The organism is Pseudobdellovibrionaceae bacterium (assembly GCA_015163855.1).
In the GTDB taxonomy this organism is placed as follows: domain Bacteria; phylum Bdellovibrionota; class Bdellovibrionia; order Bdellovibrionales; family UBA1609; genus JAAOIH01.
Genome location: JAAOIK010000026.1, coordinates 1 through 24,537 on the forward strand (window position 1 = coordinate 1; position 24,537 = coordinate 24,537).

The following is a 24,537-nucleotide window of genomic DNA, read 5'->3' on the forward strand; positions in this document are numbered from 1 at the left end:
CTGGCTGTAAACTGAGTGTGAAAAGAGAGGCCTTGTTTTTCTTCTAACATAATTATCTCATTGTACAGTTGCCAAAGTGCGTTTTTATAAGGTTAAGGGCAACCCAGCGCTTTTAACGCTAAGCACCATTGTATAGCTTTTGGGCAAAAAAGTATAACAGAAAGTAATTTTTATAAAATAAAGTCGGTTTTATGGAAATTTATGGCTCTACTGGCTCACCGAAAGCGTGAGAGGGTCATTTTTTTATTATTTTTGGTATTTTGGTCGATAGATTTACTATGAAAGGGGTTTTAAACACTAGAGGTCAGGCCACAATAGAGGCAGTTTTAATGCTGGTTTTGGGTGTGTCCATGGTTTTGGGTTTAATGGCGGGTTTTAATAAGCAATTTGAGAGGTTTACAGAACTTTACTTTGGCGAGTACTTTGCCTGCTTAATCGAAAATGGACAGCTCCCTTATTTACAATACGAAACTAAGGATGAGTGTGGAAAAATACTGGTTTCTTTTTCTTCACTCAGCGGAAAGGACAAGGATAATTCCACAAACAATAATTCAAAAGGCTCTTCGTCTTCGTCGAAAGAGGGCTCTAAAAAATCGGGCTCCTTGGCGGGCAGAATAAGGCCCACGCAAGGAATAAACGAAAGTGGCTTGTCTAAGAACGCTAACCGTTTTTCTGTAAAAAGAGGAGGCTCGTCGGGGTCGGCGGCGACTAAAAATGGAGGCGGGGAAAAAAAGGCTAATGATGCCGAGGGTGGTGGTTACGGAGGGCAACAGGTTGGCACTTATGGTAAGTTATCTGGTGGGAATGATGGAGGGGTGCAAATTATTAAAATTAAGCGAAGAGCTAAGGGCAAGGACCGAGGGTCTTCTTACGGTTTGTATAAAGACCCAGGGGACAAAAAAAATGCCTCAAAAATTGCCGTGAAAAAACCAGAGCAGGGCAACGCTAATAAAGCAAGCACGCGTTTAAAAATAGAACGAACCATAGCTAAAGTAAAAGAAAAAAAAGAAGAGAAGTTTTCATTGAATTTTTCTAGCATTATGCGATTTTTAATTATTGCAGCCTTGATAATTATCATCATTATTGTTATTGGTGGGCAACTGTTAAGTATTAGTAAATCTTTCGAGTAGTTTATGAAAATTGCATTAGTTCAGTTTCAGTCTTCTTTGGCCAGCCCCATAAAGAATGCGCAAAGGCATTTGAGTTTTATTAATCAAGCTCAAGAGAAAAATGCAGACTTAGTTGTGTTTCCAGAGCTGTCGCTATTTTCTTATCCCGTGTATGACTTACCAGAAAATAAAAAAATTATTGAAGAGCAAAAACTAGCTTTAAACTTTCTTTCTCAAAATTTACCTTCGGACATATCGGTACTGGTTGGAGGTTTGTCTTTAAATAAAGAACAAGGAAAAAATTTTTTTAACTCGGCCTTTCTTTTATCCAAAGAAGAAGAAACAAAAATTATTTCTAAAAAGTTAATTCCCAGTTACGATATTTTTGATGAGTATAGGCATATTGAACCCGCCAAGCAGAGTAATTGCAATTCAGAATTTAGTATTAAATCGACCAATTTTTTGTTGCACATTTGTGAAGACTCGTGGTTTGGCTTAGATAGCTTTTATAAAAAATCTTTGCATTCTGTTTCTTCAGATTTTGTAATGACAAAAAAAAATATCGACTATGTTATAAATATGAGCGCCTCTCCTTTTTTTCAAGGAAAAGAGCGCAGCCGCTTAAACATGGCAAAAAATGTAACCTCTGTCTTTGGCGCTCACTTATTATATGTAAACGCTGTAGGAGCAAGCGATGAAATGATTTTTGACGGACGAAGCTTTGTGTATGAAGGCCGAAAGAAAAAGATACTGTTACAGTCGCCCTCTTTTAAAGAAAACCTTTTAATGCTAGATACCAAGCTTGTTCAAAAACAAGACGAAGGCAACGGTGAAAATAAAAATACAAGCGCGAAACCTGAGGATAACAAAACAAATGAAGGCTCGCACTTAGATATTATACGAAAAGCTTTGTGCTTTGGCTTGTCTGAGTTTGTTAAGCAATCTGGTTTTAAAAAAATTCACCTTGGTTTAAGTGGGGGGGTAGACTCTGCAGTAGTAGCTTGCCTAGCTGTAGAGGCTTTGGGAAAAGACAATGTAAAAGCATTTAGTTTGCCAAGTGCTTTTAGCTCGCCCTTAAGCTTTAACTTAGCCTTAGAGCAAACCAAATTATTAAATATTACTTTAAAAAATATATCTATAGAATCAATGTTTCAAAACTGTAAAGAAAATATTAATACAGAACTAAAGATATCTGATTTTTCTGTTATTCACGAAAACCTTCAAGCAAGGTTACGAAGTATAATTTTAATGGCGTATTCGCAAAAAGAAAAAAGTTTGCTGCTAAACACTAGTAATAAAAGTGAAATAGCCACAGGCTATAGCACTTTGTATGGCGATTTATCTGGAGCGCTGTGCCCCATAGGGGATTTACTTAAAACAGAAGTTTACGCCTTGGCAGAACATTATTGTAAAAAAAATCAGCTACCCAAGGCGGTTATTCAAAGGCCTCCCACAGCAGAATTAAGAAAAGACCAGTTAGACCAAGATAGCTTACCTAAATATGAAGTTTTAGATTTTGTAATTTTGAAAGCCTTAAATATTGGCAGTAGTTTTGTTTTGAATGAAAAACTTAACCAAACCTTTCAGGATTATGTTAAAAGTAATTATTCAAAAAAAGAATTAGAATTAGCAGAAGAGTTTTGCTATAAAAAAATGTTTCAAAGCGAATTTAAAAGATTTCAATCTCCTCCCATTTTAAAAGTTTCTGAAAAATCTTTTGGTCAAGGGCGAAAAATGCCCATAGCCAATCATCATTTGTATAGTAAAAATTAGTTTAAAAAAATTTAGACATCAAACAGCGAAGTTTGCTTATCTTCTTCTTTAAGTTGTGCAAAGTAAAAATGTTTTCCAGAAAGAGAGATTAAATTTTCAGAGGGAGGTAAGCTAGGGCCTCCAGTTACCTTTTTTACTAAATTCATAAAAACTTCTGCACAATACTTAGCATCATCTTCGGCTCGGTGAAAAACTTCACTTTGAATATTAAAATGTTGTACTAAAGTTCCTAATTTATAATTAGGTAAGCCAGGTACGATTTTTTTTGCCATTCCATAAGTATCAACCACTAAAGAGTTGGGGGCTTGCATTTTACATCGCTTAAAATTGGTTTGCAGAAATTGAAAATCAAAGGTCGCGTTATGAGCCACCATTATAAAATCCTGACAAAATTGAGTTAAAGCCTCTAAAGTGTTTTGTATAAGAGGCTTGCCTTTAACCATGTCGTTAGTAATACCATTAATTTTAGTAGCCATAGCGGGGATAGCTTGTTCGGGGTCTACTAATGTAGAAAAAACGCTGTCTACTTGGCCATTAATATACTTTACAGCACCCACTTCAATAATTTTATCCAGCTCGGGATAAAGTCCTGTGGTTTCTAAGTCAAAGGCAATAAAATTTAGATTAGAAGCATTCATGCTAATTACGCTATAATATTTTTTTTATTTTTAAAAGCTATTTTTTATCAATTAATAAAAAAAGGATTGCTAATAATCCAGGGTGTCCAGTAAGTCCTAAATGGCCTTGGAAGAGGGGGCATAAGCTCTACAAGTATTTTATACACGCCCTTTTGGCTTATGGGTATATAAGCCTCTAGCTTAGAGTAAGTTAAAAATAATTTTTGATTTTTATAGATTTTTACTTGGTAGGGAAATTTAGGCTTTTCGGGAAGGTGGATATATAGAGAGATATTTTTGGCGCCAGAAAGGCTGGCTTTGCCACCAATGGGCTTTATTATTGTTTTTTTTGATTTTTTGATTTGCAAAAAGCTACAAAAATTTTTTGTAGTTCCTAAAAAATCAAAGCCCACAAAGCTTTGTGCATTTTTAATAGCTTGGTTAAGTGTTTTGGTGTCTTTATTAGTTTTGCCAGTAAGTTCAGATGTGGTTAGCACATAGTTTTTTACTAAATGAAAAACTTGACTATATGATGGAATTTGAAACCGAGAAAGAAAGTTATTACTTTTGATATTAAAGCTGGCAAGTGTGGCAAATTTTGACTTTAAAAAAGAAGATTGTTTAGAAATACTATTAGAATGTTGCAGTAAATACAAAAAGGCTGTTTCGGGAGCAAAAGGATAGGTCAACAATGTCCAAAAAATGTGTAATTTATTATAATGAAATTTATCACTCCATATTTGATTAAGGTCGACAACACTTGTAATTTTTTGTGTTTGAGAAAAAGGAATAAATAAAGTTTGGTCACGATAAAAATTTAATGACCTCTTTTTTAAAGAGGTTAGATTTTTATCTGGCGTTAGCAATACAAAATCAATACCGTTATTAGCAATTGCTTTAAAAAGGCTAGGTTTTTTTAAATGTTTTTTGTCAACATTATACAAGCCTTTGTAGGTGTAAAAAAAGGCACACTGTCTTCGAGGGTATAGCAAATCATTTTTACTGTGAAACAATAACCAAAACACCAGAAAAGAGTATAGACTTACTAAGAAAAAACTAATTAACAGTATTTTATTTTTTAAAACTAGCATCTTTCATAAAATTATAAAGTAAAAGAATGGCGCAAGCTGTAAGAAACCACCCGAGTTGGTTTTTGATAAGACTGATTGCTGTAGTTTTTAACTAAAATTTTTAATTGCCAAATAAGCGCAAAAAATAGCAACAAAACAAAGATAATAATTAAATGAGTATTTTTTTTATAAAATACTTTTTGAATTTCTTGAGTTTCTGAATGTGTATGTGGAGTGGTGTTTTGAAAAAGTTGAGGAGATTCTTTTTCTAATTGTGCCAATATTTTTTTAGAATCTAATTTTAAAAAGTCGGAATATATTGTTGTAAAGTTTTTTAAAACAGTACTGTGATTAAAGGTTTTAATATTTCCCTGTTCCAAGGCCTCTAAATATTTTATTTGAATTTTTGTAGAGGCACTAACATCTTGCAAGCTATATTGATAGTGTAGCCTAGCCTCTTTTAAAATTTGTCCAGTAACTTTCATAATTAACAAATCAATAGTTTTTTTTAGGATTTAAAAACTTTTTAATTTTTCCTGTAATATTTGTATTTTTAATAGTAAGTTTTTTAAAAATTGCAAAAGCCTTAATGTATTCTTTTAACTTATAATGGTTGCGTGCCTGCATAAAAATATTAGTTGTTGTTTTGTGTTGTGGGCAAAGAGAAAAGCTTTTTAAAAGTTGTTCGTTAGATTGGTAGTATTTTTTTCTTTTATGCAGTATTTGTGCAAGCTGTAAGTTGGCGGGGCAAAAATTGCGGCTTAAACTTAAAGACTTATTAACAAGTTTGTGGGCGGCAGAAAAATTTTTGATCTTTGCTTTAATAAGACTTAAGTAAAAGTAAGTTTTGTATTGATAGGGGTAGGTTAGATCGTTTAAGTTGTTCTTTAATAATCGAAATGCAGAGCTGTAGTGCTTAGCTTTTACTAAGGCATAGGCTAAATTATTTTTATATTCTGTTTGCTTAGGCTTTAAAGCAATAGCTTTTTTAAAATGAACGATAGAGCGGTTGTATTTTTTTAAAGCAAAATAAGAAAGGCCCAAATAATTTTGTACGCGAGCATTTTTTTTATCAAGCTGTTCGGCCTGTAATAGACGATTTAAAGCAGAAGGATAATTATTTTGTTGTAAAAAAGAAACTCCAATTTTTTCGTACAGGGCGGCTTTTTTTGCAGATAATTTAGAACTAAGAGAATTGCAAGAGCTAATAAAGAATAATAAAACAATAATTTTTATCATAGCTTTATTATGACGCGATAAGCTTCTTAATGGCAAGGTAAAAAGCCTAGTTAATTAGGCTTTTAAAAAAAAGGAGTGTCGCTTTTTATCTTAGTATAAAAACTTTAGTGTGTTTTCTCTGTGCTCTTGTTTAAAAAAGAAGTCCACTTCTCTTTTAGCACTATCTAAGCTGTCGCTTCCGTGCACGGCGTTTTCTCCCAAGCTGTCTCCGTATAAAGCGCGCAAAGTGTCGGGCTTAGCCTCTTTAGGGTTGGTAGCGCCCATAATTTCACGATTAAGGCTTACGGCATTTTCTCCGTGCAGGGCCATTAAAACCACAGGGCCCGAGGCCATAAAATCCACAAGTTCTCCAAAAAAAGGTCGCTCTTTGTGTTCGGCATAAAATGCTTCACATATGGATTTAGATAATAATACTTTTTTTATAGCCGCTACTTGTAAATGTTTTTTTTCAAAATGACTAATGATATCGCCAATAACATTTTTTTTCACAGCGTTGGGTTTGATAATGGATAGGGTTAGTTCTTTGCTCATTTTTTCTCCTTGGTTATTTTGGTTTTATTTTTTTTCTAATACAGCTTTTAAAGTTTCTCCAAGCTTTGATGGATTTTTTTCAATAATGCAGCCGGCCTCTTGTAGTGCATTGTACTTATCTTCGGCACTACCTGCAGAGCCACTAACAATAGCCCCGGCATGACCCATTCTTTTTCCTTTTGGTGCAGTAGCACCAGCAATAAATGCTACCACTGGTTTTTTAAAATGGGCTTTAATATATTCCGCAGCGTCTTCTTCGGCACTGCCTCCAATCTCGCCAATTAAAATAACAGCGTCTGTATCAGGGTCTTGGTTAAACATTTTTAAAATGTCTACAAAATTGGTTCCGTTAATGGGGTCACCTCCAATACCAACACAAGAGCTTTGCCCTAGGTTTAAAGAGGTAAGTTGCCATACGGCTTCGTAAGTTAAAGTTCCCGAGCGAGACAGCACGCCCACTCTACCTTTTTTATGAATGTACCCAGGCATAATACCAATTTTACATTCATCGGGAGTAATAACACCAGGGCAGTTAGGCCCAATCAATCGACTGTTAGAATTTTTTAAAAGTTGTTTTACTTTTAGCATGTCTAACACAGGTATGCCTTCTGTTATGCAAATAATTAATTCTATTTTAGCATCAATGGCCTCGGCAATAGCATCGGCAGCAAAGGCGGGGGGAACATAAATTACAGAAGCTGTGGCTTGAGTAGCTTTTACCGCTTCTTTAACGGTATTAAAAACGGGAAGTTGTAGGTGAGTGCTACCCCCTTTTCCAGGAGTTACTCCTCCCACCATATGTGTTCCGTAAAGGGCGGCTTGCTCGGAGTGAAAAGTGCCTTGGGCCCCAGTAAAACCTTGGCAAAGTACTTTGGTATCTTTATTAATTAAAATAGACATATTTCCCCTTTTTTATGTAGCGGCTATTATTTTTTGTGCAGCTTGGTCCAAACTATCGGCTGTAATGATATTTAAATCGCTGTTAGCTAAAAGGTCCTTGCCTTTTTTAGCATTAGTTCCTTCTAGGCGAACCACTAAGGGAATGGTTAATCCCACTTCTTTGGAAGCGGCAATAACTCCTTCGGCAATAATGTCGCATTTCATTATTCCTCCAAAAATATTAACTAAAATTCCTTTTACCTGACTGTCTTGTAAAATAATTTTAAAAGCTTCTGTAACTTTTTCTTTAGTAGCGCTACCTCCCACATCTAAAAAATTAGCGGGTAGCGAGCCTTGAGTTTTTATAATATCCATAGTGGCCATGGCTAGGCCTGCGCCATTAACTAAGCAGCCAATTGAGCCATCGAGTTTAATAAAAGAAAGGTCAAATTTTTTAGCTCTTGTTTCTGAGGGGTCTTCTTCGGTAAGGTCGCGGTAAGCTTCTGTATTGGGGTGACGATATAAGGAGTTATCTTCAATGCTAATTTTTGCATCTAAAGGAATAACTTGTTGATCTTTGGTTAGCACTAAAGGATTAATTTCTAGCATTTCACAATCTTCTTCTAAAAAGGCTTTGTATAGTTTTATAAAAATAATACTCGCTCTTATGGCAGCTTTACTTTTAAAACCTAAAAGAAAAGCTAAGTCTCTTGCTTGAAAATCTAATAAGCCCACTAAAGGATCAATAGATATGTTAAAAATTTTTTCTGGAGTATTTTCTGCCACATCTTCAATGTCCATTCCACCCTCGGGGCTGGCCATCAATGTAATACAATCTTTGGCTCGGTCTACTAACAGGGCTACATAAAATTCAGATTCAATTGCGCAGCCCTCTTCGATAATAATTTTATTAACAATTTTTCCCTTAGGCCCTGTTTGTTTAGTAACTAAATTCATTTTTAAAATATCATTAGCGTGTTGGGTAACTTCTGCTAAATTTTTTGCTAACTTTACTCCGCCGCCTTGCCCCCTTCCTCCTGCATGAATTTGTGCTTTAATTACCCAAACTTTTCCACCAAGTTCTTGCGCTAAAGCTTCTGCTTTGTCTGCTGTGGTGCAAAGTTTATTTTTTAGTGTGGGGATGTGGTATTTTTGTAAAAGCTCTTTAGCTTGGTATTCATGTAAATTCATTATTAAATATCCTTCTTTAAATTATTTTTTATTAATAATCCATATTTTTTAAAGTGCTTACTAAATCTTGTACTGCAGTTACAGAGCTGTCTAGTTGAGATTGTTCTTTGGGGCTTAGCTTTAACTCTACTACTTTTTCTAAACCCGAACCGCCCAGTTGGCAAAGCACACCTAGAAATAAATTTTTTACTCCATACTCTCCTTGTAAAAAGGCAGCGCAAGGTAAGACTCTGTGTTGATTTTTTAAAATAGCTGTGGCCATTTGTACAGCGCTGGCAGCGGGAGCGTAGTAGGCCGACCCGGTTTTTAAAAGACCAACAATCTCGGCGCCTCCTTTTCGAGTTCTTTCAATAATAGATTCAATTTTTTCTTCGGAAAGAAAAGAAGATAGTGGTGCTCCTCCAATAGAGCAGTGGTTAGGCATTGGAACCATTGTATCGCCGTGTCCTCCCAAAACAAAAGCGTGCACATCTTCTACACTAACATTGGCGGCTTCTGCAATAAATGCTTTAAAGCGTGCGCTGTCTAAAATACCCGCCATACCAATAACTCTTTCTGGGGGAAAGCCTAAAGTTTCTTTAGCAACAAAAGCCATGGCATCTAAGGGGTTGCTTACTACTATCACTATGGAATTTGGGGCCTGTTCTTTTATACCTTGGCAAACGATTTTCATAATACTGGCATTGGTTTTTAAAAGATCGTCTCGGCTCATTCCTGGCTTTCTAGCCATTCCCGCAGTAATGATAATTACATCGGAGTTTGCAATGTCGGAATATTTAGAAGTTCCTTGTATGTCACTGTTAAAATTCATAACCGGCGCCGCCTCGGCGAGGTCTAAAGCTTTTCCTTTTGCGCTACCTTCATTAATATCTAAAAGTACTATGTCGGCTAATTCTTGCGAAGCCGCCCAGTGTGCGCAGGTAGCACCTACAAAACCAGACCCGATGATAGATAGTTTTTTTCTTTTGTGCGCAGCCATTAGTTATCCTTGTTGTTGAAGTTTATTTTAAGCGTAAAGTCTATTTGTTTATAGCAAAAGTGTTTCAATGTGCAATAAGAAAGAATAGTTTTAGCCTAGGCAGGCTTGTGTTTTTACCCCCCTTTTAAGACACTTTACTTAGACAAAGAAATAGTAAAGGGGAGAGGTACTTATGAAAATATTTGTAGTTTTAGCACTAATGTGTGTTTGTTATGGAGCATGGGCTCAAGATGGTTTTCAAAAAGAAAGAGAGTCTATTTATCACCAGTCACCAGCTAATGACCAAGCCAATCCTGCCGCCCTATCTTTAGAGCCTGTGGAAGAAAGCAAACCCTTTCTACAAAAAAACATTTTGCAAAACACTTATGGCCATTTGTCTATTACGGATTTTCAAGATACTTACCGAATGGGATTGGGTTTTGACATGATGGGTAAGTCGGGACTAGCGGGCGTGTCTTTACACTTGGTATTAACGCAAAGCTTAAGTGTAACAGGTGGCTTTGGCGTGGCAGGAGGTTTTTCGTCTACTTTTGTAGAGGCAAAGCAAGTTATTAGACAATATAAAAAAGTATTAGCCTATTGGGGATTGGGTTTAGCACAATGGGCTTCGGCATCGGGAGCGGTGGGAGATGCGTTTAACCCTGGGTTTTTAAGAGGAAAATTTTTAAAACCAGGAGAGGCTCAAACGGGAAAATTTCAACATTATTTAGTGTCTAGCTCTTTGGGTTTTAAATATTTACAAACTTCAGGATATTTAAAGGGAAGTAGTTTTTATATGGAGCTAGCACCCTTATTTGACCTAAACTCACGGGCCTTAGCCCCTAGTGCAGGCTTTGGGGTAGCGTTTTATTTTTAACAAAGCTCAAATTAACTTTTAACAAAGCTAAAACTTTTAACTGAGTTCAAACTTAGCAATAGTTTGTCTTTGCATATTAGAGGTGCCTTCGTAGATTTGTCCTATTTTGACATCTCTATAAAAGCGTTCCACAGGGTATTCTTTAGAAAAACCGTTACCTCCAAATAAATTAATAGTCATGGAGCAAATTTTTTCTGCAAACTCTGAAGACACTAATTTTGCAGTGGCGGCAGCTTGAATAAAGTCTTGTTTGTTTTCTTTTAATCGAGCGGCATTGTAAACAGCGAGTCTAATTAGGTCTAATTGTACTCGCATATCTGCTAATTGAAACTGGACGGCTTGAAATTGAGACAAACTTTTACCAAACTGTTCGCGCTCTTTAATGTACTGTTTAGAGGCGTCGTAAGCACCTTGGGCAATACCTAACATTTGTGCGGCAATACCTATGCGGCCTTCGTTAAGTGTTTCTATGGCTACTTTGTATCCTTTTCCCACAGCTCCTAAAACATTTTTTTTAGAAATTTTGCAGTTTTCTAAAATCAGCTCACAAGTGGAACTTGCGCGAATACCTAACTTGTTTTCTTTTTTTCCAATACTAAAGCCTTCGCAATCTTTATCTACAATAAAGGCTGTAATTCCTTTATAACCAGCCTTTGGATCAACAGTTGCGAAAACTAAAAAAACAGAAGCGTATTCTGCATTAGTAATCCACATTTTTTGACCAGTTAAATGGTAAAAGTCACCTTGCTCTACGGCTTTGGTTTGCAGGGCAAAGGCGTCAGACCCGCTACCGGTTTCACTTAAAGCGTAGGCTCCAATTTTATTTTCTGCCAGTAATGGTAGATATTGTTTTTTTTGTTCTTCACTAGCCCAGTTGTTAAAGGCATTAGACACTAAGGTGTTTTGCACATCCACCATTACGCTAACCGAGGCATCCACTCGAGCCAATTCTTCAATGGCCAAACAGGTGTTCATAAAACTAATGCCCACCCCTCCGTATTGTTCGGGAATTTCCATGCTCATTAAACCCATTTCAAATAATTTAGGAAGTAATTTACGATCCATTTCACTGTCTTCATCCATTTTGGCAGACAAGGGTTTTATTTCCTTTTCTGCAAATTGACGCACAGCTAATTGAAAGCTTTCTTCCTCTTCTGATAATTGAGTTAGTGCAACAGATTTCATTTTTTCCCTTTAAAGTTGAGTTTTGTCTTCTTTATTGAGTATAAGTAATATAGACTTAAGTCAAAATCAAGGTGTTGGAGGTTGTAGTTGGATCAAATCATGGAATATTTAGCAAAAGTGGCTTTGTACTTTGTGCCCTTTCTGTTGGCTTTATCTTTCCACGAATACGCGCATGCTTGGATGGCAAAACGCAAGGGAGACACCACTGCCGAGTTTTTAGGGCGTTTAAGCTTAAACCCTACGGTTCATATGGATATTTTGGGAACAGTGATTTTGCCTTTAGTAGCCATTTTTTTTTCGGGACCATTTTTTGGTTGGGCCAAGCCAGTTCCTGTAAATCCTAGAAACTTTAAAGATCCAGTTAAAGATATGTTTTGGGTGGCTTTGGCGGGGCCGGTGTCTAATTTTATTCTAGCTTTTTTAGCTTTAATCATTTTAGTAATTACAGCTCTTGTGTTTACTGTTTTTTTACAAGATTCAGCGTCACTGTTTTCTGCAATTAAAGAATTTTTTAATATTTTTATTTTAATTAATTTATTTTTAGGCGTATTTAATTTACTGCCTATTCACCCTTTGGACGGGGGTAAAATTTTAGCTCGATTTTTACCTTTTCGATGGAATGCATTTTTAGAAAAAAATCAAATGATGTTTAATTTAATTTTAATATATTTATTTATTACAGGAGGTTTGCGAGTATTGGCGATTCCTGTATATTGGATGTATAATCAAATGATGGGATTGGTAGTATTATTTATTTAATAGCTAGCCTAGTGGTAAAAAAGGATCAAAAATGAGTGTAAGAATACAATTAAAGCAATTTGAAGGACCTTTAGATGTTTTGCTGTATTTAATCAGAAAACACGAAATGAATATTATGGACATTAATATTCATGAAATTACTTCGCAATACTTAGCATATATTCAAAGAATGAAAGAGTTAAATTTAGATTTAGCTGGAGATTTTATTTCTATGGCGGCAAGTTTAATTCAAATTAAATCTAAAATGATATTGCCAAGAGAAGAACTAGAAGAAGAGGAAGAGCTAGAAGACCCTCGACAAAATTTAGTAAAACAGCTGCTAGAATATGAAAAATATAAAAAAGCAGCCTCTGGCTTGTATGTTAATACCTTGTTGGGGCGAGACACTTGGCTGCGGGGAAATAGAGAAAAAAAAGAAGAGCTTCCAGAGGCGGTTTTAATTGTAAAAGATTTGGCCCCTTTAACACTAGGGCAAATTTATTTTAATAAAATAAAAAACATAAAAAAACAAATTTATAAAGTAACCGCTCCCTTACAAGGAGTGTCTGATCGTATTCGTGCATTGCTAGAGATATTTAGCAAGGGTACAAACTTTTTATTTTCTAAGCTATTGCAAGGTCAGTCGAAAATAGAAAAAAGAAACTCAGGGTTGATTAGTTTTTTATCCATACTAGAAATGGTTAAATTAGGGGCCGTTTCTGCTTCGCAAGAGGTGAGTTCTGGCGAAATTTATTTAACGCATAAAAAAACATTAGATGCTGAATTTTTATCTAAGCTAGAGGGAAGCATTTCTTCTGCTAATTAAATCAAGAAGTTAAAAAGAGGTTGTTATGTTAAACGAGCAAGAAAAAGTTAGTAATAAAAAACATTTAGAAATGAACAAAAGCACACTCTCTATTTTAGAGTCTTTACTTTTTGCTTCAGAAAAACCCTTAAGTGTTAACTCCATTAAATTAGCATTAGAAGAAAAATTTTCCTTAGCCTCTGCAGAAATTAAAAAATACTTAAGTGCTTTACAGAAAGAATATGAAAAACAAGATCGAGGCATTGAGTTGGTAGAAATAAATAATGCTTATCAATTACGAACTAAACCAGAAAACAAAGATTTTGTACAAGCTTTAGTAAGAGCAAAAAGTTTTCGACTATCTCCGGTATCTTTAGAGGCGCTTTCTATTATTGCCTATAAACAACCATGTATTAAATCGGTTGTTGATGAAGTGCGGGGAACAGACTCTAGTCATTTAGTTAGAGCTTTAATGGACAGAGGTTTGGTTAAATTTTGTGGAAAAAGCGAACTGCCAGGAAAGCCAATGCTGTACGCTACTACCGATAAATTTTTAGAAGTTTTTGGTTTAAATAAGGTGTCTGACCTGCCAAGCCTTTCCGAGGTGGAAGAGCTTTTGCCACAAGATGTGTTAGAAACTAAAAAAACCGACCCACTAAGTGCAATCACAGAGAGTTTAATAGAAGAACAAAGTTGCAACGATATTCAAGACCAAGAGGAATTAAATAAATTAGCAGAAAGATTGTCTGGCATCGAAGTTGTTCCCGAAGCTTTGAAAAAAAAGAAAGAAGAAGAGCCTGCTTCTACAGAAGCGTAATTTGTTTTTATGTTGTGGTTTATTATTCAAGTATTGCCTAAAAAATGCGTAAGTTTTTTTGTTGGGTATTTTTGCAGCTTAAATATACCATTGCTGTCTAAGTGGGCCACCTTTGTTTTTTATAAAAAATATAAAATTGATTTATCTATAGCAGAAGAACAAAGCATTAAGGCGTATTTTAATATCACCAGTTTGTTTACTAGAAAGTTGCAAGAAAAAGCTAGACCTATTGCAAAAGATGCTTTTTGGGTTCACCCTGCCGATGCACGGTTATTTTCTTCTGGGCAATTAAAAAATCACCAAATTTTTCAAGCTAAGTCTTTTTTTTACGATTTAAAAAGTTTTTTAGCTTTAGATTATTTAAGCCCTAAAATTCAAGAAAAATATTTATTAGAAAGCACTTTCGCCAATGCTCAGTACTTAGACTACTACCTTTGTCCTACAGACTATCATAGAGTTCATAGCCCTGTTAGCGGTGAAATTTTAGCTTATTGTTATGTGCCAGGGGCCTATTGGCCAGTAAATGCCTGCTCACGAACTAGAGTAAAAAATCTATTTTCTAAAAACGAAAGGTTAATTTTTTACATAAAAACTACAAAAGGAATGGTTAGCCTAACAATGGTGGGAGCTTTGTGTGTTGGTAAAATTTATAACAGCATTAGCGGTGATTTTGTTAATAAATCTATTTTTAAAAAAGGCAAGGCTACCCCGGTTTTTAAAGATAATGTAAGGCATTTTATTAAGCAAGGTGATGAGTTAGGAGTTTTTTATATGGGAAGCACAGTTATTTGTTTGCTAGAGCCTTCTTGCAGCTTTAAAAAGGTATTTACGCAGGGGCAACAAACAAAAATGGGAAGTGCAGCTCTACTTTAGGTAAGTTTTTACAAAAGCAGTTAATAAATACTAGAATACTAGGTATTTTAATATATGTTTTTGAAGAAAAAAAAATTGGTTTTAGATATAGGGGCCAACACTGTAAAAGCTGCTGTTTTTTTAAGCACCAGCAAGTCTGCCAAGTTGCTAGACTATTCTAGTGTTTCTATCAAACAAGCAGGCTCTGTTGCAAACGCTATTTCTGTGGCTAAAAATAAATTATCGTTTAAATTTAAAAAGGCCAATGTTGCTGTGGGCGGGCGCGAAGTTTTTATTCAACACATTACAGTAGAAAAATTTCCTGAAGCACAGTGGGGCCAACAGTTAGTCGCAGAGGCAGAGGCTTATGTGCCTTACGAAGCAGAAATGGCAAATATTAATTATGTTTATTTAGGCTCATCCATAAATACAAATAAAAATGAATTTTTATTAATTGCAACACCTAAGCAGTTAATCGCACAAATACAACAAGACTGTTTAGAGGCAGGCTTACGGTGTGAAAATGTGGAGCCATCAAGCATATCTTTAGTTAACGGCTTTGAATATAATTACGGAATTTTGCAAAATCAAAATATTGCTATATTAGAATTTGGAGAAGAAAGAAGCACTTTTGTTGGAATGTTAAATGGAAGAATTTATTTTGTAAAAAACATCGAATTTGGTTTATCTAATTACGACCAAGCTTTGTCTAGGCAATTAAGTTTGTCTATTGCCGAAGCAGAAAGTTTAAGAAAAAATTTTTGTCTTAACAAAGAGGTGCCAGAAGGAACTAAAGAAATAGTTCGTTCCTTACACGGCAATTTGCGCTCAGAGCTAGAAACAGCAATGGAGTTTATTAAAGGGGTTTTGTCAAAAGAGCCACCTACTAATTTATTTTTAACAGGGGAAGGAATAGCTTTGCCAAATTTGTTACAAGAAATTTCAGAAATTGTTCCTTGCGAGATTATTAATATTTTTTTAAATACAAAGTATGATGAACAAAAGATAGAAAAATCAAGATTAGAAGAAATTAATTCTACAGGTGTTACCATAGCAGGATTAGGAAGTAACCACTAAGCACATATGATAAAAATAGATTTACAACAAGGGGTAGTTCAAGAAAAAGGAGATTTTCGCGAAGAAGGCACGGAAACAAGTGAGCTTATAAAGGCAGTTGGCTTTGGAGCTTTAAAAGTATTTTTTTTTGTTATCTTTTTTTTAGGGGTCTACACCTATGAACAAAGAGAGTTAGATGCATTAAATGTAATTTTAGCAGAAAAAGAAAATATGGAAAGAGTAATGCAACAAAAAATTATTAAAAAAAAATTATTAGTTAAAAAGTTAAAAAAAACTAAGTCAGATTATATCGATGTAGAAAAAAAAGTATATATGCTTAAAGATATTGCAAAGCTTAGGCTTATGTTTATAAAGGCAATGGCCACTTTAAATGGATTTCGTGAAGAAAATTTATGGTTTAGAAGTGTGGATTACAACCAAGGTTTATTGACCATTCACGGATACACACTTAGTAAAAAAATTTTTGATCAATTTTTACAAAACATTCGAGTTAGAGAAAAAAGCTTTGCAGGATTATTAGTAAAGGAAACGAAGTCAGAGAAACAAAAAGGTATAAGTGTTCGATCCTTTTATTTGGAAATAAATTTATTGAATTAGGAAAATGGCATGGACATAAATTTTAGTATATTTCGTTCTATTCAGATAGGTGTGTTGCTGGCCGTTGTTTATTATGTCAGTTATTTTAACAACGGAGATGGCGTTAAAGAAAAAACTAATAAAGTGGTATTTAATGTTTTAAAAAAACGACAAGAATTAAAGAAGGTGATATTGGAAGAAAAGGAATTAACAAAGGTTTCAAAGCTGTTTGATTATCATGCCATACGGGCGCCGAAGGTTTTACACCTTTTAAAAACTTATTCTGAAAGCAGCGACCTTTCTTCTTTTATATCTCGACAGGCTCAGCAGCTAGACTTGAGTATCTTATTATTGGGAAGAGTTGTGGTGTCTAAAGAGAAGGAGTGGGAAGTAAAAGAAATTCAAACCTCTTTGCAAGGTAGTTATCACAAGCTTATGAAGTTTATTGCGAATATTCAAAATGAAGAAAAATTAGTTATTATTAAAAAAAGTACACTGCAGATTGTGGGGGGAGGATCTTCTTTTGGCGTCGAAGATGTTTTACAAGCCAGTTTGTCAGTAAAGTTATATAAATTTGCCAAACGAAGAGAAGAATAAGTTGAATGGGATAATTATGAAAACCGTTTTATTAGCCTGCTTTAGTATATCGTTTTTGTTCGCAAGTGAATTAATGGCAAATAATTCGCAGCAACGCTTTATAGAAGCAGTAAAAAGTTTAAATGGAAACTTAAGTCGTTATAACGATGACTCAACAAATTTAAGCCCATTTAAAGAAAGCGAGCTTTTAAAAAGTAAACAGAAAAAAGGCTTGAAGAAATTTTTAGATGACCCGTTACGAAGTGCTAATGTAGAAGATTATAAACTTAAAGGCTTAATGTGGAAAACAAACATACCAAAGGCAATTGTTAAAGATACGCTTGGTAAAATGCATATTTTAAAAGTAGGAGATTATCTTGGGGTTAATCAAGGGCAAATTATCCACATTCGAGAGGGAGAAGTAGTAGTTTTAGAACTGAAAGAAGGCGGGGGCGATGATGGTCCGACATATAGTACCAAGGTGCTAACTTTTTCTGAACCGCAGTTGAATGGCAAAGAAAAAAACAAACAGATAGGGCAGGGAAAGCAGGCAGAACAGGCGGAACAGGAAGAACAGGAAGAACAGGCAGAGCAGGAACGGCAGGCAGAGCAGACAGGCAGAAAAAACAGATAATTAATAAGCAGGTATAAAAATGAAACACGGGAGAGAAGATGTTACAAATTTGCGCTAAATTTATATTACTAGGAATGATGTTATTTGCTTCTTCCTGTTCTTTATTTCAAAAAACTAAAACAAGGCAGGCAGTATCTGTAAATGATTTATTACAAGAAGATATAGAAAATTCTAGTAAAGCATCAATAGGTAGTGCAAATTCTTTTGAAGATGTTGATAACGGGGAATTAAGTTTAGAAGACGATTCGGTAGCTGAGGGAAATACCTCTACTTCACAAGATGGTGACGAATTAAGTTTAGAAGACGATTTGGTAGCTGAGGGAAACACTTCTGCATCACAAGGCAATGACGAGTTAAGTTTAGAAGACGATTTTAAAACGCAAGAAGAAGAACGCACAACAAAGGCCCCCGTGGCTAGCTTTGATGCCAAAGAAGAAGAAAATATTAAAGAACACACTTCTTTAAAAACAACGGATTTGCAAGGTATTACCTACAAGCAAGAAGGAAACTTAGAAATAGTATCTATCAAAGGCGAGGGAAAAATTGATTATGTCACGCGCATTAACAAAAAAAATAATCAGCTTATTGTGCAAATTAAAAATGCAATATTGCCGGAAAAACTAAAAAGACCTTATTTTATGAAAGATTTTACAGGGGGCTCTGTTGTTGCTGTAAATTCCTATCAAAATTCTCCAGCAGATACAGCTAATATTGTATTGCAGTTACGCAATGGAGTAAAATTAAAGCCGCAAATTATTAACATAGGTTCCATGTTAGAGATTCGCTATCCATTAAGGGCAACACAAATAGCACAAAACAAAAATACTATTAAAGGGAAGCTTGGCTCTTCTCCAGACCAGAAAAAAGGGACATTGGTGGATTTTTTCTTAGGGGGAGGAAGTTATTATGGACACTCTATCTCTTTACAGTTTGAAGACATACCCGTCCGACAGGTTGTTGCATATATTGCTACAGAGGTTGGAGCTAATATTTTAGTAGACGATACAGTTAATGGAAAAATTTCTTTAAAGTTAAGAAATATTCCGTGGGACCAAGCTTTAGCTTTAGTTTTAAAATCTAAAGGCTTGGGGTATATACAAGAAAAGGGAGGAGTTCTTCGTATTTCTAGTTTAGAAAATTTAAAAAAAGAAGAAGAAGCTTTAGTGGCTATTATTAAGTCAAAACAAAGCTTAACGCCATTGTCTGTAAAAGTTTTGCCAATCTCCTTTGCTAAGGCCTCTGAGTTAGCGGCTAAGCTTAAGGTATTTTTAACTCCTAAAAGAGGAAAGCTTTCTTCGGATACAAGAAGTAACACTTTGATTGCTACAGATGTTCCAGAGGTGTTGAAAAAAATTACCTTGTTAGTTAAAAATCTAGATCGTGCTCCTAAACAAGTTTCTATTGAAGCTAAATTTATTGAAGCTAACCAATCTTTTTCTAAAAACTTAGGGGTGAACTGGAGTTTTTCGGGAGGAAGGGTAGATATTAATGGCCTTCAAGGGGCAAACGGCCCTATTTCTGTGGGTTTAGGTTCGGGAGGAATTCGCCCTGTTCCGCCAAGTAGTTTGCGAGGTCTTGCAGGTTCTGTTGGTTTAACTTTAGGTAGTTTTAAATTTTTAGGAGATTTATCCAGCATTTTAGCCATCGCGGAACAAGACCAAGTAGTTAAGGTAATTTCTACTCCTACGGTGGTGGTTTTGGATAAACAAAAAGCAAGTATTACTAACAAAGGAGAAAACTTATCCATATCGCGTACCGAACAAGACGGCACGATTACAGAAAGCGTTACAAGAACACCTATCAAATTACAATTAGATGTTTCGCCACAAATTGCTGCAGACGGAAGTATTTTATTAGATGTTAATATTTTGCGCGAGTTTGCAGGCGGTGCCATCAGTACGGGAAATAACGCTAAGCCTATTAACTCTCGTTCGGTAAAATCCAAAGTGCTTATTAAAAACGGCGACACCTTGGTTATTGGAGGAATTTTTCAAAAAGACACATCTAAAGGAAATTCGGGAGTTCCTTTTTTAAGCAAGTTACCTTTTTTTGGATGGATGTTTAAATACCAATCAGAAGAAGAATCTAAAAATGAATTAATGGTATTTTTAACGCCAAAAATTTTATAACAGCAAGCTTAGTGTAAAGTATAAATAGCGCTGCTGTGCCCTTCTAAAGGAGGAGGGTTGCCATTAAGGTGATCGATGGCGTAATCTGCAAGAGGCTTTTCCTGTTTTTCTAAAATTTCTAAAGCCAACTTTATTTCTTTAGTATTTTTGTTAGTTAACTCTTGTGCATAGTACTGTAAAAGCGTTTGCAAATAACAAACATAGGTACTTTTAAAAGAACACACCTCTAAGTCATAAGTTTGTAATGTTTTTATGTTGGTATTGTCGTCTATTGCAGTTAGCTTTCCTAATTTTTTAAAATCGACAAATAAGCAAGAGGTTCTTCCGTAATACTTTAGTAAGTTCAATTTTGGGCTTGCAATAAAAAACAAAGGAAGGTTAATTTGCTGAGCTAAATAGTGGTATAAAAAAGCCAAAGGTAAAAAGCTAGCACTTCTTTGTAAAATCATGCTAGACAGCAATAAATCTTTTTCTTGAGGCGAGTTTTCTTTAGTAGTGTTTAAGTTAAAAGATAATTCGTTAAAAAAGTAATCACTTAGTAAGTGCAATTTATCCACTTCGCTTAAGTGCTCGCACAAATCTTGCAAAGTGCTAACCCATTGTTTAAGCAGGGCTAAAGATTGAGAAGTTAAATTTTGATTAATCAGTATCGAACTTAGCTGCGCTAAAGAGGGTAAAATGGCCTGAGGCGAATCTTCATTAATTTTATGTATATATAGTAAAAATTGCTGCTGTGGTGATGTTTTTATGTTCAAGTGTTTACCTCTTAGTTAAGCTATAATAAAAGTCATGACTTTATTCTGCTTTCTTAATAAGGTATTTACATAGTTAGTGCAAGAAAATCTCTTTTCCAGAGTGTAAGGAGAGTGCAGGGAGATAAAGTAACTCGGCGCACTATAGTGCTGTAATAAAATTATAGGTGTTAATTATGTCCAACGAAGATAGTTTTTTACAAGATAAATTGGTGGCTTTAGAGCAAGCCTTAAAGGAAGAAAAAACACAAGTGTTGCTTTTAAAAAAAGCTTTGTTGGTGGCGAATAAAAGTATTCAAAAAAGCACAGCCAAAATGCAAAGCGATTTATTTTTATTACAAACTATGCAAAAGGTGTTAATTCCTGACGAGTGGGATTATTTATCAGGCTTTAAAATTAGTGCCAAATATAATTCTGGTGAATTGGGAGGAGATTATTACGATATTTTTGGCTCGAAAGCCAGTAAGATATTTAATGTTTGGATGTCGCACTCCTCTTCGCTATCATTATCCGCTTTATTAAGTGCAATAGTTTTACAATTAAGCGCAGCGCAAGGCATTGAAGTAAAACTATTTTTATCTCAGTTGTATGAAGAAATTACTAGGGTGTTAGAAGAGCAACATTTTTTTGATTTTTTTTATGCCTCCTTAGAGCGCAACACACTGCAATTGTCTTTTGTAGCCCAGGGAAATATGCTGTGTTTTCATTGTAGAGAGGGGGAGCTTACCTCTTTAGTTCGCTGTAAAGATCCAGTTTCTTTATTTACCGCTATTAGTGACATACAAACTATTAAACTATTGCCCAAAGATCGCCTTGTATTTTGTACTCCAGGCATTACTTTAGAAAAAAATAATAAAAAAGAAGTTTTTGGTTCACAAAGAATCATAGATATTATACATAAAAACTTAGATACACATGCTTTACGAAATGAAATTTTTTCTTCTATTAAAAATTTTACAAATACAAATGAGTTTCGGCACGATCACTCCGTAATTGTATTAGATGTTAAGGCCAAGGCATTAAGGTTGGTTTAAATAAAACAAGTAGGTCTATAATTATGAAACCACGCACATTAAAATCACCAACAGGAAGCCAGTTACATTGTAAGTCATGGATTCAAGAGGCGGCTTACCGAATGATACAAAACAACTTAGACCCCGAGGTAGCAGAAAACCCCGAGGAATTAATTGTCTATGGAGGTTTGGGAAAGGCTGCGCGTAATTGGGAAGCTTTAGAAAAAATTTTAGAAGCATTAAGGCAATTAGAAAATGACGAAAGTTTATTAATTCAGTCGGGTAAGCCTGTGGGCGTTATTAAAACACACACAAATGCCCCCAGGGTTTTAATTGCCAATTCTAATTTAGTGCCTAAGTGGGCTACTTGGAAACACTTTGACGAGTTGGATAAAAAATCTTTAATGATGTATGGTCAAATGACTGCAGGGTCTTGGATTTATATTGGCTCGCAGGGGATTGTGCAAGGAACTTACGAAACTTTTGTAGAATTGGGCCGTAAACATTTTAATTCTAATTTAAAAAATAAAATTATTGTAACCGCAGGCTTAGGAGGAATGGGAGGAGCCCAACCTTTAGCAGGAGTATTTGCTGGAGCTTGTGTGCTAGCTATCGAAGCCGACGCGCATAGAATTCAAAAACGACTAGAAACTAAATATATTGACGAGGTGGTAGAAGATTTAAACGAAGCCATTGCAAAAATAAAAGCTTATGCCAGTAAGGGTGAGGCCAAGTCTATTGCTTATTGCGGAAACATGGCCGAAGTGTTGCCTTTATTAATTAAGCACAATTTTATACCCGATATTTTAACCGACCAAACCTCCGCCCACGACCCATTAAGAGGTTATATTCCTGCAGGTTATACTATTGAAGAAGCAAATCGTTTGCGAAATAATCAGCCCGAACAATATTTAAAAAAATCTCGCGCAAGTATTGCTACTCATGTAAAAGCCATGCTAGAAATGAAAAAAAAGGGAAGCATTGTTTTTGACTACGGAAATAATATTCGCGCAGTGGCTAAAGAAGAGGGCGTGAAAGAGGCTTTTCAAATTCCTGGATTTGTTCCCGAATATATTCGTCCGTTATTTTGCTTAGGAAGTGGTCCGTTTCGTTGGGTGGCTTTGTCGGGAGACCCCCAAGACATTAAAGTTACCGACGATGCCTTGCGAGAATTATTTCCTCACAAAAAAGCCTTAATGAATTGGCTAGACATGGCAGAAAAAAGAATTGCCTTTCAAGGTTTGCCTGCACGCATTTGCTGGCTAGAGTATGGAGAGCGAGCTTTGGCGGGATTAAAGTTTAACGAACTAGTAGCTAGTAAAAAATTAAAAGCACCCATTGTTATTGGGCGCGACCATTTAGATTGCGGTTCGGTAGCCTCCCCCAACAGAGAAACAGAAAACATGAAAGATGGTTCTGACGCTGTGGCCGACTGGCCTTTGTTAAATCTATTAAGCAATACCGCCTGCGGTGCTTCGTGGGTTAGTTTTCATCATGGAGGAGGAGTAGGAATGGGCTATAGCTTACACGCAGGACAAGTTATTGTGGCCGACGGAACTCCAGAAGCAGCAGAAAGATTACAAAGAGTATTAACCGCCGACCCAGCTACGGGTTTGTTTCGACACGCCGATGCTGGTTATGCACAGGCTCAAGAAGCTTGCAAAAAACACAAGTTACAAAGTTTTTTTTAAATTATGAGTTTTACATTATTTTATAATATTTCTGAATTACTAAGTTTAAAAGAGGTGTCTGAAAAACAGGGGCGCCATATTACATCAAAAGATTTTGTAATTACCAAAAAGGCTGCCATTATTTCTTACAAAGGAAAAATTGTTTGGGTAGGAAAATATGCTGCAGTTAAACCGCGCTTAATCAAACAATTAATGCAAATTAATAAAATTACGCAAACTTTACAAAGGCATTCGCTAAGCCAAGCTTTTATTATGCCTGCTTTTGTGGAATGCCATACCCATTTATTATTTGCAGGTAATCGCGCCTCCGAGTTTAATTTACGGCAAAAGGGAATGTCTTATTCTGACATTACTAAAAAAGGGGGAGGAATTTTATCCACCGTTAAGGCAACGCGAAAGTTATCTTTATTAGAGCTTAAGCGTATGGCACAAAAAAGAGCCGAAGTTTTTTTATCTCAAGGAGTAACTAGTTTAGAAGCAAAAAGCGGATACGGTTTAAACTTATCTAGCGAAATAAAAATGTTAGAAGCCATTAAATCTATTAAAAAATTAAATACTAAAGCAACGCTTTTAGCCTTACACACTTTGCCTAAGGAGTTTTCTTCTAAAGATAAATATTTTCAATGGGTAATAAATCAAGTTCTTCCCAAAGCAGTAAAAAAACAAGTAGTGGATAGGGTAGATATTTTTGTAGAGCAAATGGCTTTTAACAAAAAGCATATGACGGCTTTATTTAAACAGGCTAGCGATTATAATTTGGGTTTAACTGTACATTCAGACCAATTAAGCCCTCAAGGAACTTCTTGTTTGGCCTCCCAGCAAGGGGCGTCTTCGGTGGACCATGTTAACTTTGTTAGCGATTCAGAAATTAAACAGTTGTCTAAAGCTAATGTTAGCAATGTGTTTTTGCCAGGAGCAGATTTTTACTTAAAAATGCCATACCCTCAGGCGCGTAAATTTTTAGATGCAGGGGCTAGGGTGGCCTTGGCCACAGACTACAACCCAGGCACTTGCCCTTGTAATAATATCGAATTTATCGGGCTATTGGCTCGTTTAGAAATGAATATGACCATCGAAGAGGTGGTTGCAGCCTACACCGTTTCTGCAGCTTATGCTTTAGGTATGCAAAATACAGTGGGCTCTTTGCAGGTGGGAAAGCAGGCCGATTTTATCAGCTTAAATAAACCTTACGATGAGTTATTTTATTCTAGCACCCTAAAAAACCCAGTGGTAAAGTCGGTTTATCGATTAGGTAGGTTGGTTGCATCTAATGGGCAAGTAGTAGTAGAGTATGCATTGCTATTAATGATTTCGGTAATACTAGCCATGACGCTAGTAAATATGACAGTAAGTAGAAATCCAGACAGCCCAGGCTTTATTATAAAAAAATGGGGAGACATTTTAAAAGTGATTGGCGAGGACACACAAAAGTAAGTAACCAAAAAGGA

At 35.5% G+C, this 24,537-nt stretch carries 25 protein-coding genes; 15 read left to right on the forward strand and 10 right to left on the reverse strand.

Translation table 11 applies throughout. The features are described 5' to 3' along the window. Positions 1-278 precede the first annotated feature (278 nt). A complete protein-coding gene (locus HAW63_03095) occupies positions 279-1,130 on the forward strand; it encodes a hypothetical protein (protein MBE8162954.1) in 852 nt (283 codons plus the stop codon). 3 nt (positions 1,131-1,133) lie between these two features. Then, positions 1,134-2,882: an NAD(+) synthase gene (gene nadE / locus HAW63_03100; protein ID MBE8162955.1), complete on the forward strand. Its 1,749-nt coding sequence runs from the start codon at positions 1,134-1,136 to the stop codon at positions 2,880-2,882. 11 nt (positions 2,883-2,893) lie between these two features. Here nadE and HAW63_03105 read toward each other — a convergent pair whose 3' ends face one another. The 8 genes from HAW63_03105 to mdh form a co-directional block, all read right to left on the reverse strand. Further along, positions 2,894-3,520 (reverse strand): 3'-5' exonuclease, encoded by a 627-nt coding sequence (locus HAW63_03105; protein ID MBE8162956.1) that lies wholly within the window; start codon positions 3,518-3,520, stop codon positions 2,894-2,896. Positions 3,521-3,567: 47 nt separating this feature from the next. Then, on the reverse strand, positions 3,568-4,443 hold the full coding sequence (locus HAW63_03110; GenBank protein MBE8162957.1) for a hypothetical protein: 876 nt from the start codon (positions 4,441-4,443) through the stop codon (positions 3,568-3,570). Between the two features lie 158 nt (positions 4,444-4,601). After that, positions 4,602-5,054 (reverse strand): hypothetical protein, encoded by a 453-nt coding sequence (locus tag HAW63_03115; GenBank protein ID MBE8162958.1) that lies wholly within the window; start codon positions 5,052-5,054, stop codon positions 4,602-4,604. Positions 5,055-5,064: 10 nt separating this feature from the next. Beyond that, complete coding sequence (locus HAW63_03120) at positions 5,065-5,808, reverse strand: tetratricopeptide repeat protein (protein MBE8162959.1); 744 nt, start codon at positions 5,806-5,808, stop codon at positions 5,065-5,067. Positions 5,809-5,898: 90 nt separating this feature from the next. Continuing rightward, positions 5,899-6,339, reverse strand: coding sequence for a nucleoside-diphosphate kinase (gene ndk / locus HAW63_03125; GenBank protein ID MBE8162960.1), 441 nt, complete (start codon positions 6,337-6,339; stop codon positions 5,899-5,901). Between the two features lie 24 nt (positions 6,340-6,363). Continuing rightward, a complete protein-coding gene (gene sucD / locus HAW63_03130; GenBank protein ID MBE8162961.1) occupies positions 6,364-7,239 on the reverse strand; it encodes a succinate--CoA ligase subunit alpha in 876 nt (291 codons plus the stop codon). Positions 7,240-7,251: 12 nt separating this feature from the next. Continuing rightward, positions 7,252-8,409: an ADP-forming succinate--CoA ligase subunit beta gene (gene sucC / locus HAW63_03135; GenBank protein MBE8162962.1), complete on the reverse strand. Its 1,158-nt coding sequence runs from the start codon at positions 8,407-8,409 to the stop codon at positions 7,252-7,254. Between the two features lie 31 nt (positions 8,410-8,440). After that, positions 8,441-9,388, reverse strand: a complete 948-nt coding sequence (mdh, locus tag HAW63_03140; GenBank protein ID MBE8162963.1) for a malate dehydrogenase — start codon at positions 9,386-9,388, stop codon at positions 8,441-8,443. A 172-nt stretch (positions 9,389-9,560) separates the two neighbouring features. On the opposite strand from mdh, the gene HAW63_03145 reads away from it, so the two are divergent. Further along, a complete protein-coding gene (locus HAW63_03145; protein MBE8162964.1) occupies positions 9,561-10,244 on the forward strand; it encodes a hypothetical protein in 684 nt (227 codons plus the stop codon). Between the two features lie 36 nt (positions 10,245-10,280). Here HAW63_03145 and HAW63_03150 read toward each other — a convergent pair whose 3' ends face one another. Next, entirely contained in the window at positions 10,281-11,429 is a 1,149-nt protein-coding gene (locus HAW63_03150) for an acyl-CoA dehydrogenase (GenBank protein ID MBE8162965.1), read from the reverse strand. 99 nt (positions 11,430-11,528) lie between these two features. Here HAW63_03150 and HAW63_03155 point away from each other — a divergent pair, with 99 nt between their 5' ends. From HAW63_03155 to pilQ, 9 genes are read left to right on the forward strand one after another with little or no spacing between them, the layout of a single operon-like run. Continuing rightward, a complete protein-coding gene (locus tag HAW63_03155) occupies positions 11,529-12,188 on the forward strand; it encodes a site-2 protease family protein (protein ID MBE8162966.1) in 660 nt (219 codons plus the stop codon). 31 nt (positions 12,189-12,219) lie between these two features. Next, positions 12,220-12,993, forward strand: coding sequence for a segregation/condensation protein A (locus tag HAW63_03160; GenBank protein ID MBE8162967.1), 774 nt, complete (start codon positions 12,220-12,222; stop codon positions 12,991-12,993). Positions 12,994-13,018: 25 nt separating this feature from the next. Continuing rightward, positions 13,019-13,789, forward strand: a complete 771-nt coding sequence (gene scpB / locus HAW63_03165; GenBank protein ID MBE8162968.1) for an SMC-Scp complex subunit ScpB — start codon at positions 13,019-13,021, stop codon at positions 13,787-13,789. A 9-nt stretch (positions 13,790-13,798) separates the two neighbouring features. After that, positions 13,799-14,662, forward strand: coding sequence for a phosphatidylserine decarboxylase (psd, locus tag HAW63_03170; GenBank protein MBE8162969.1), 864 nt, complete (start codon positions 13,799-13,801; stop codon positions 14,660-14,662). 54 nt (positions 14,663-14,716) lie between these two features. Beyond that, positions 14,717-15,718 carry a pilus assembly protein PilM gene (locus HAW63_03175; protein MBE8162970.1) on the forward strand — a complete coding sequence of 334 codons (1,002 nt, stop codon included), beginning with the start codon at positions 14,717-14,719 and terminating at the stop codon, positions 15,716-15,718. 6 nt (positions 15,719-15,724) lie between these two features. Beyond that, a complete protein-coding gene (locus HAW63_03180) occupies positions 15,725-16,315 on the forward strand; it encodes a hypothetical protein (protein ID MBE8162971.1) in 591 nt (196 codons plus the stop codon). A gap of 9 nt (positions 16,316-16,324) precedes the next feature. Next, on the forward strand, positions 16,325-16,891 hold the full coding sequence (locus HAW63_03185; protein MBE8162972.1) for a hypothetical protein: 567 nt from the start codon (positions 16,325-16,327) through the stop codon (positions 16,889-16,891). Between the two features lie 16 nt (positions 16,892-16,907). Next, positions 16,908-17,504 carry a pilus assembly protein PilP gene (locus HAW63_03190; GenBank protein MBE8162973.1) on the forward strand — a complete coding sequence of 199 codons (597 nt, stop codon included), beginning with the start codon at positions 16,908-16,910 and terminating at the stop codon, positions 17,502-17,504. A 38-nt stretch (positions 17,505-17,542) separates the two neighbouring features. Then, positions 17,543-19,633, forward strand: coding sequence for a type IV pilus secretin PilQ (gene pilQ / locus HAW63_03195; GenBank protein MBE8162974.1), 2,091 nt, complete (start codon positions 17,543-17,545; stop codon positions 19,631-19,633). Positions 19,634-19,641: 8 nt separating this feature from the next. Here the strand turns inward: pilQ and HAW63_03200 are convergent, their stop codons facing one another. Beyond that, positions 19,642-20,388, reverse strand: coding sequence for a hypothetical protein (locus tag HAW63_03200; protein ID MBE8162975.1), 747 nt, complete (start codon positions 20,386-20,388; stop codon positions 19,642-19,644). A 173-nt stretch (positions 20,389-20,561) separates the two neighbouring features. On the opposite strand from HAW63_03200, the gene HAW63_03205 reads away from it, so the two are divergent. Genes HAW63_03205 through HAW63_03215 form a run of 3 tightly spaced genes read left to right on the forward strand, consistent with a single transcriptional unit; the run spans position 20,562 to position 24,523 of the window. Continuing rightward, positions 20,562-21,419: a SpoIIE family protein phosphatase gene (locus HAW63_03205; protein MBE8162976.1), complete on the forward strand. Its 858-nt coding sequence runs from the start codon at positions 20,562-20,564 to the stop codon at positions 21,417-21,419. 23 nt (positions 21,420-21,442) lie between these two features. Then, positions 21,443-23,089, forward strand: coding sequence for a urocanate hydratase (gene hutU, locus HAW63_03210; GenBank protein MBE8162977.1), 1,647 nt, complete (start codon positions 21,443-21,445; stop codon positions 23,087-23,089). 3 nt (positions 23,090-23,092) lie between these two features. Continuing rightward, positions 23,093-24,523, forward strand: coding sequence for an imidazolonepropionase (locus tag HAW63_03215; protein MBE8162978.1), 1,431 nt, complete (start codon positions 23,093-23,095; stop codon positions 24,521-24,523). Positions 24,524-24,537 lie beyond the last annotated feature (14 nt).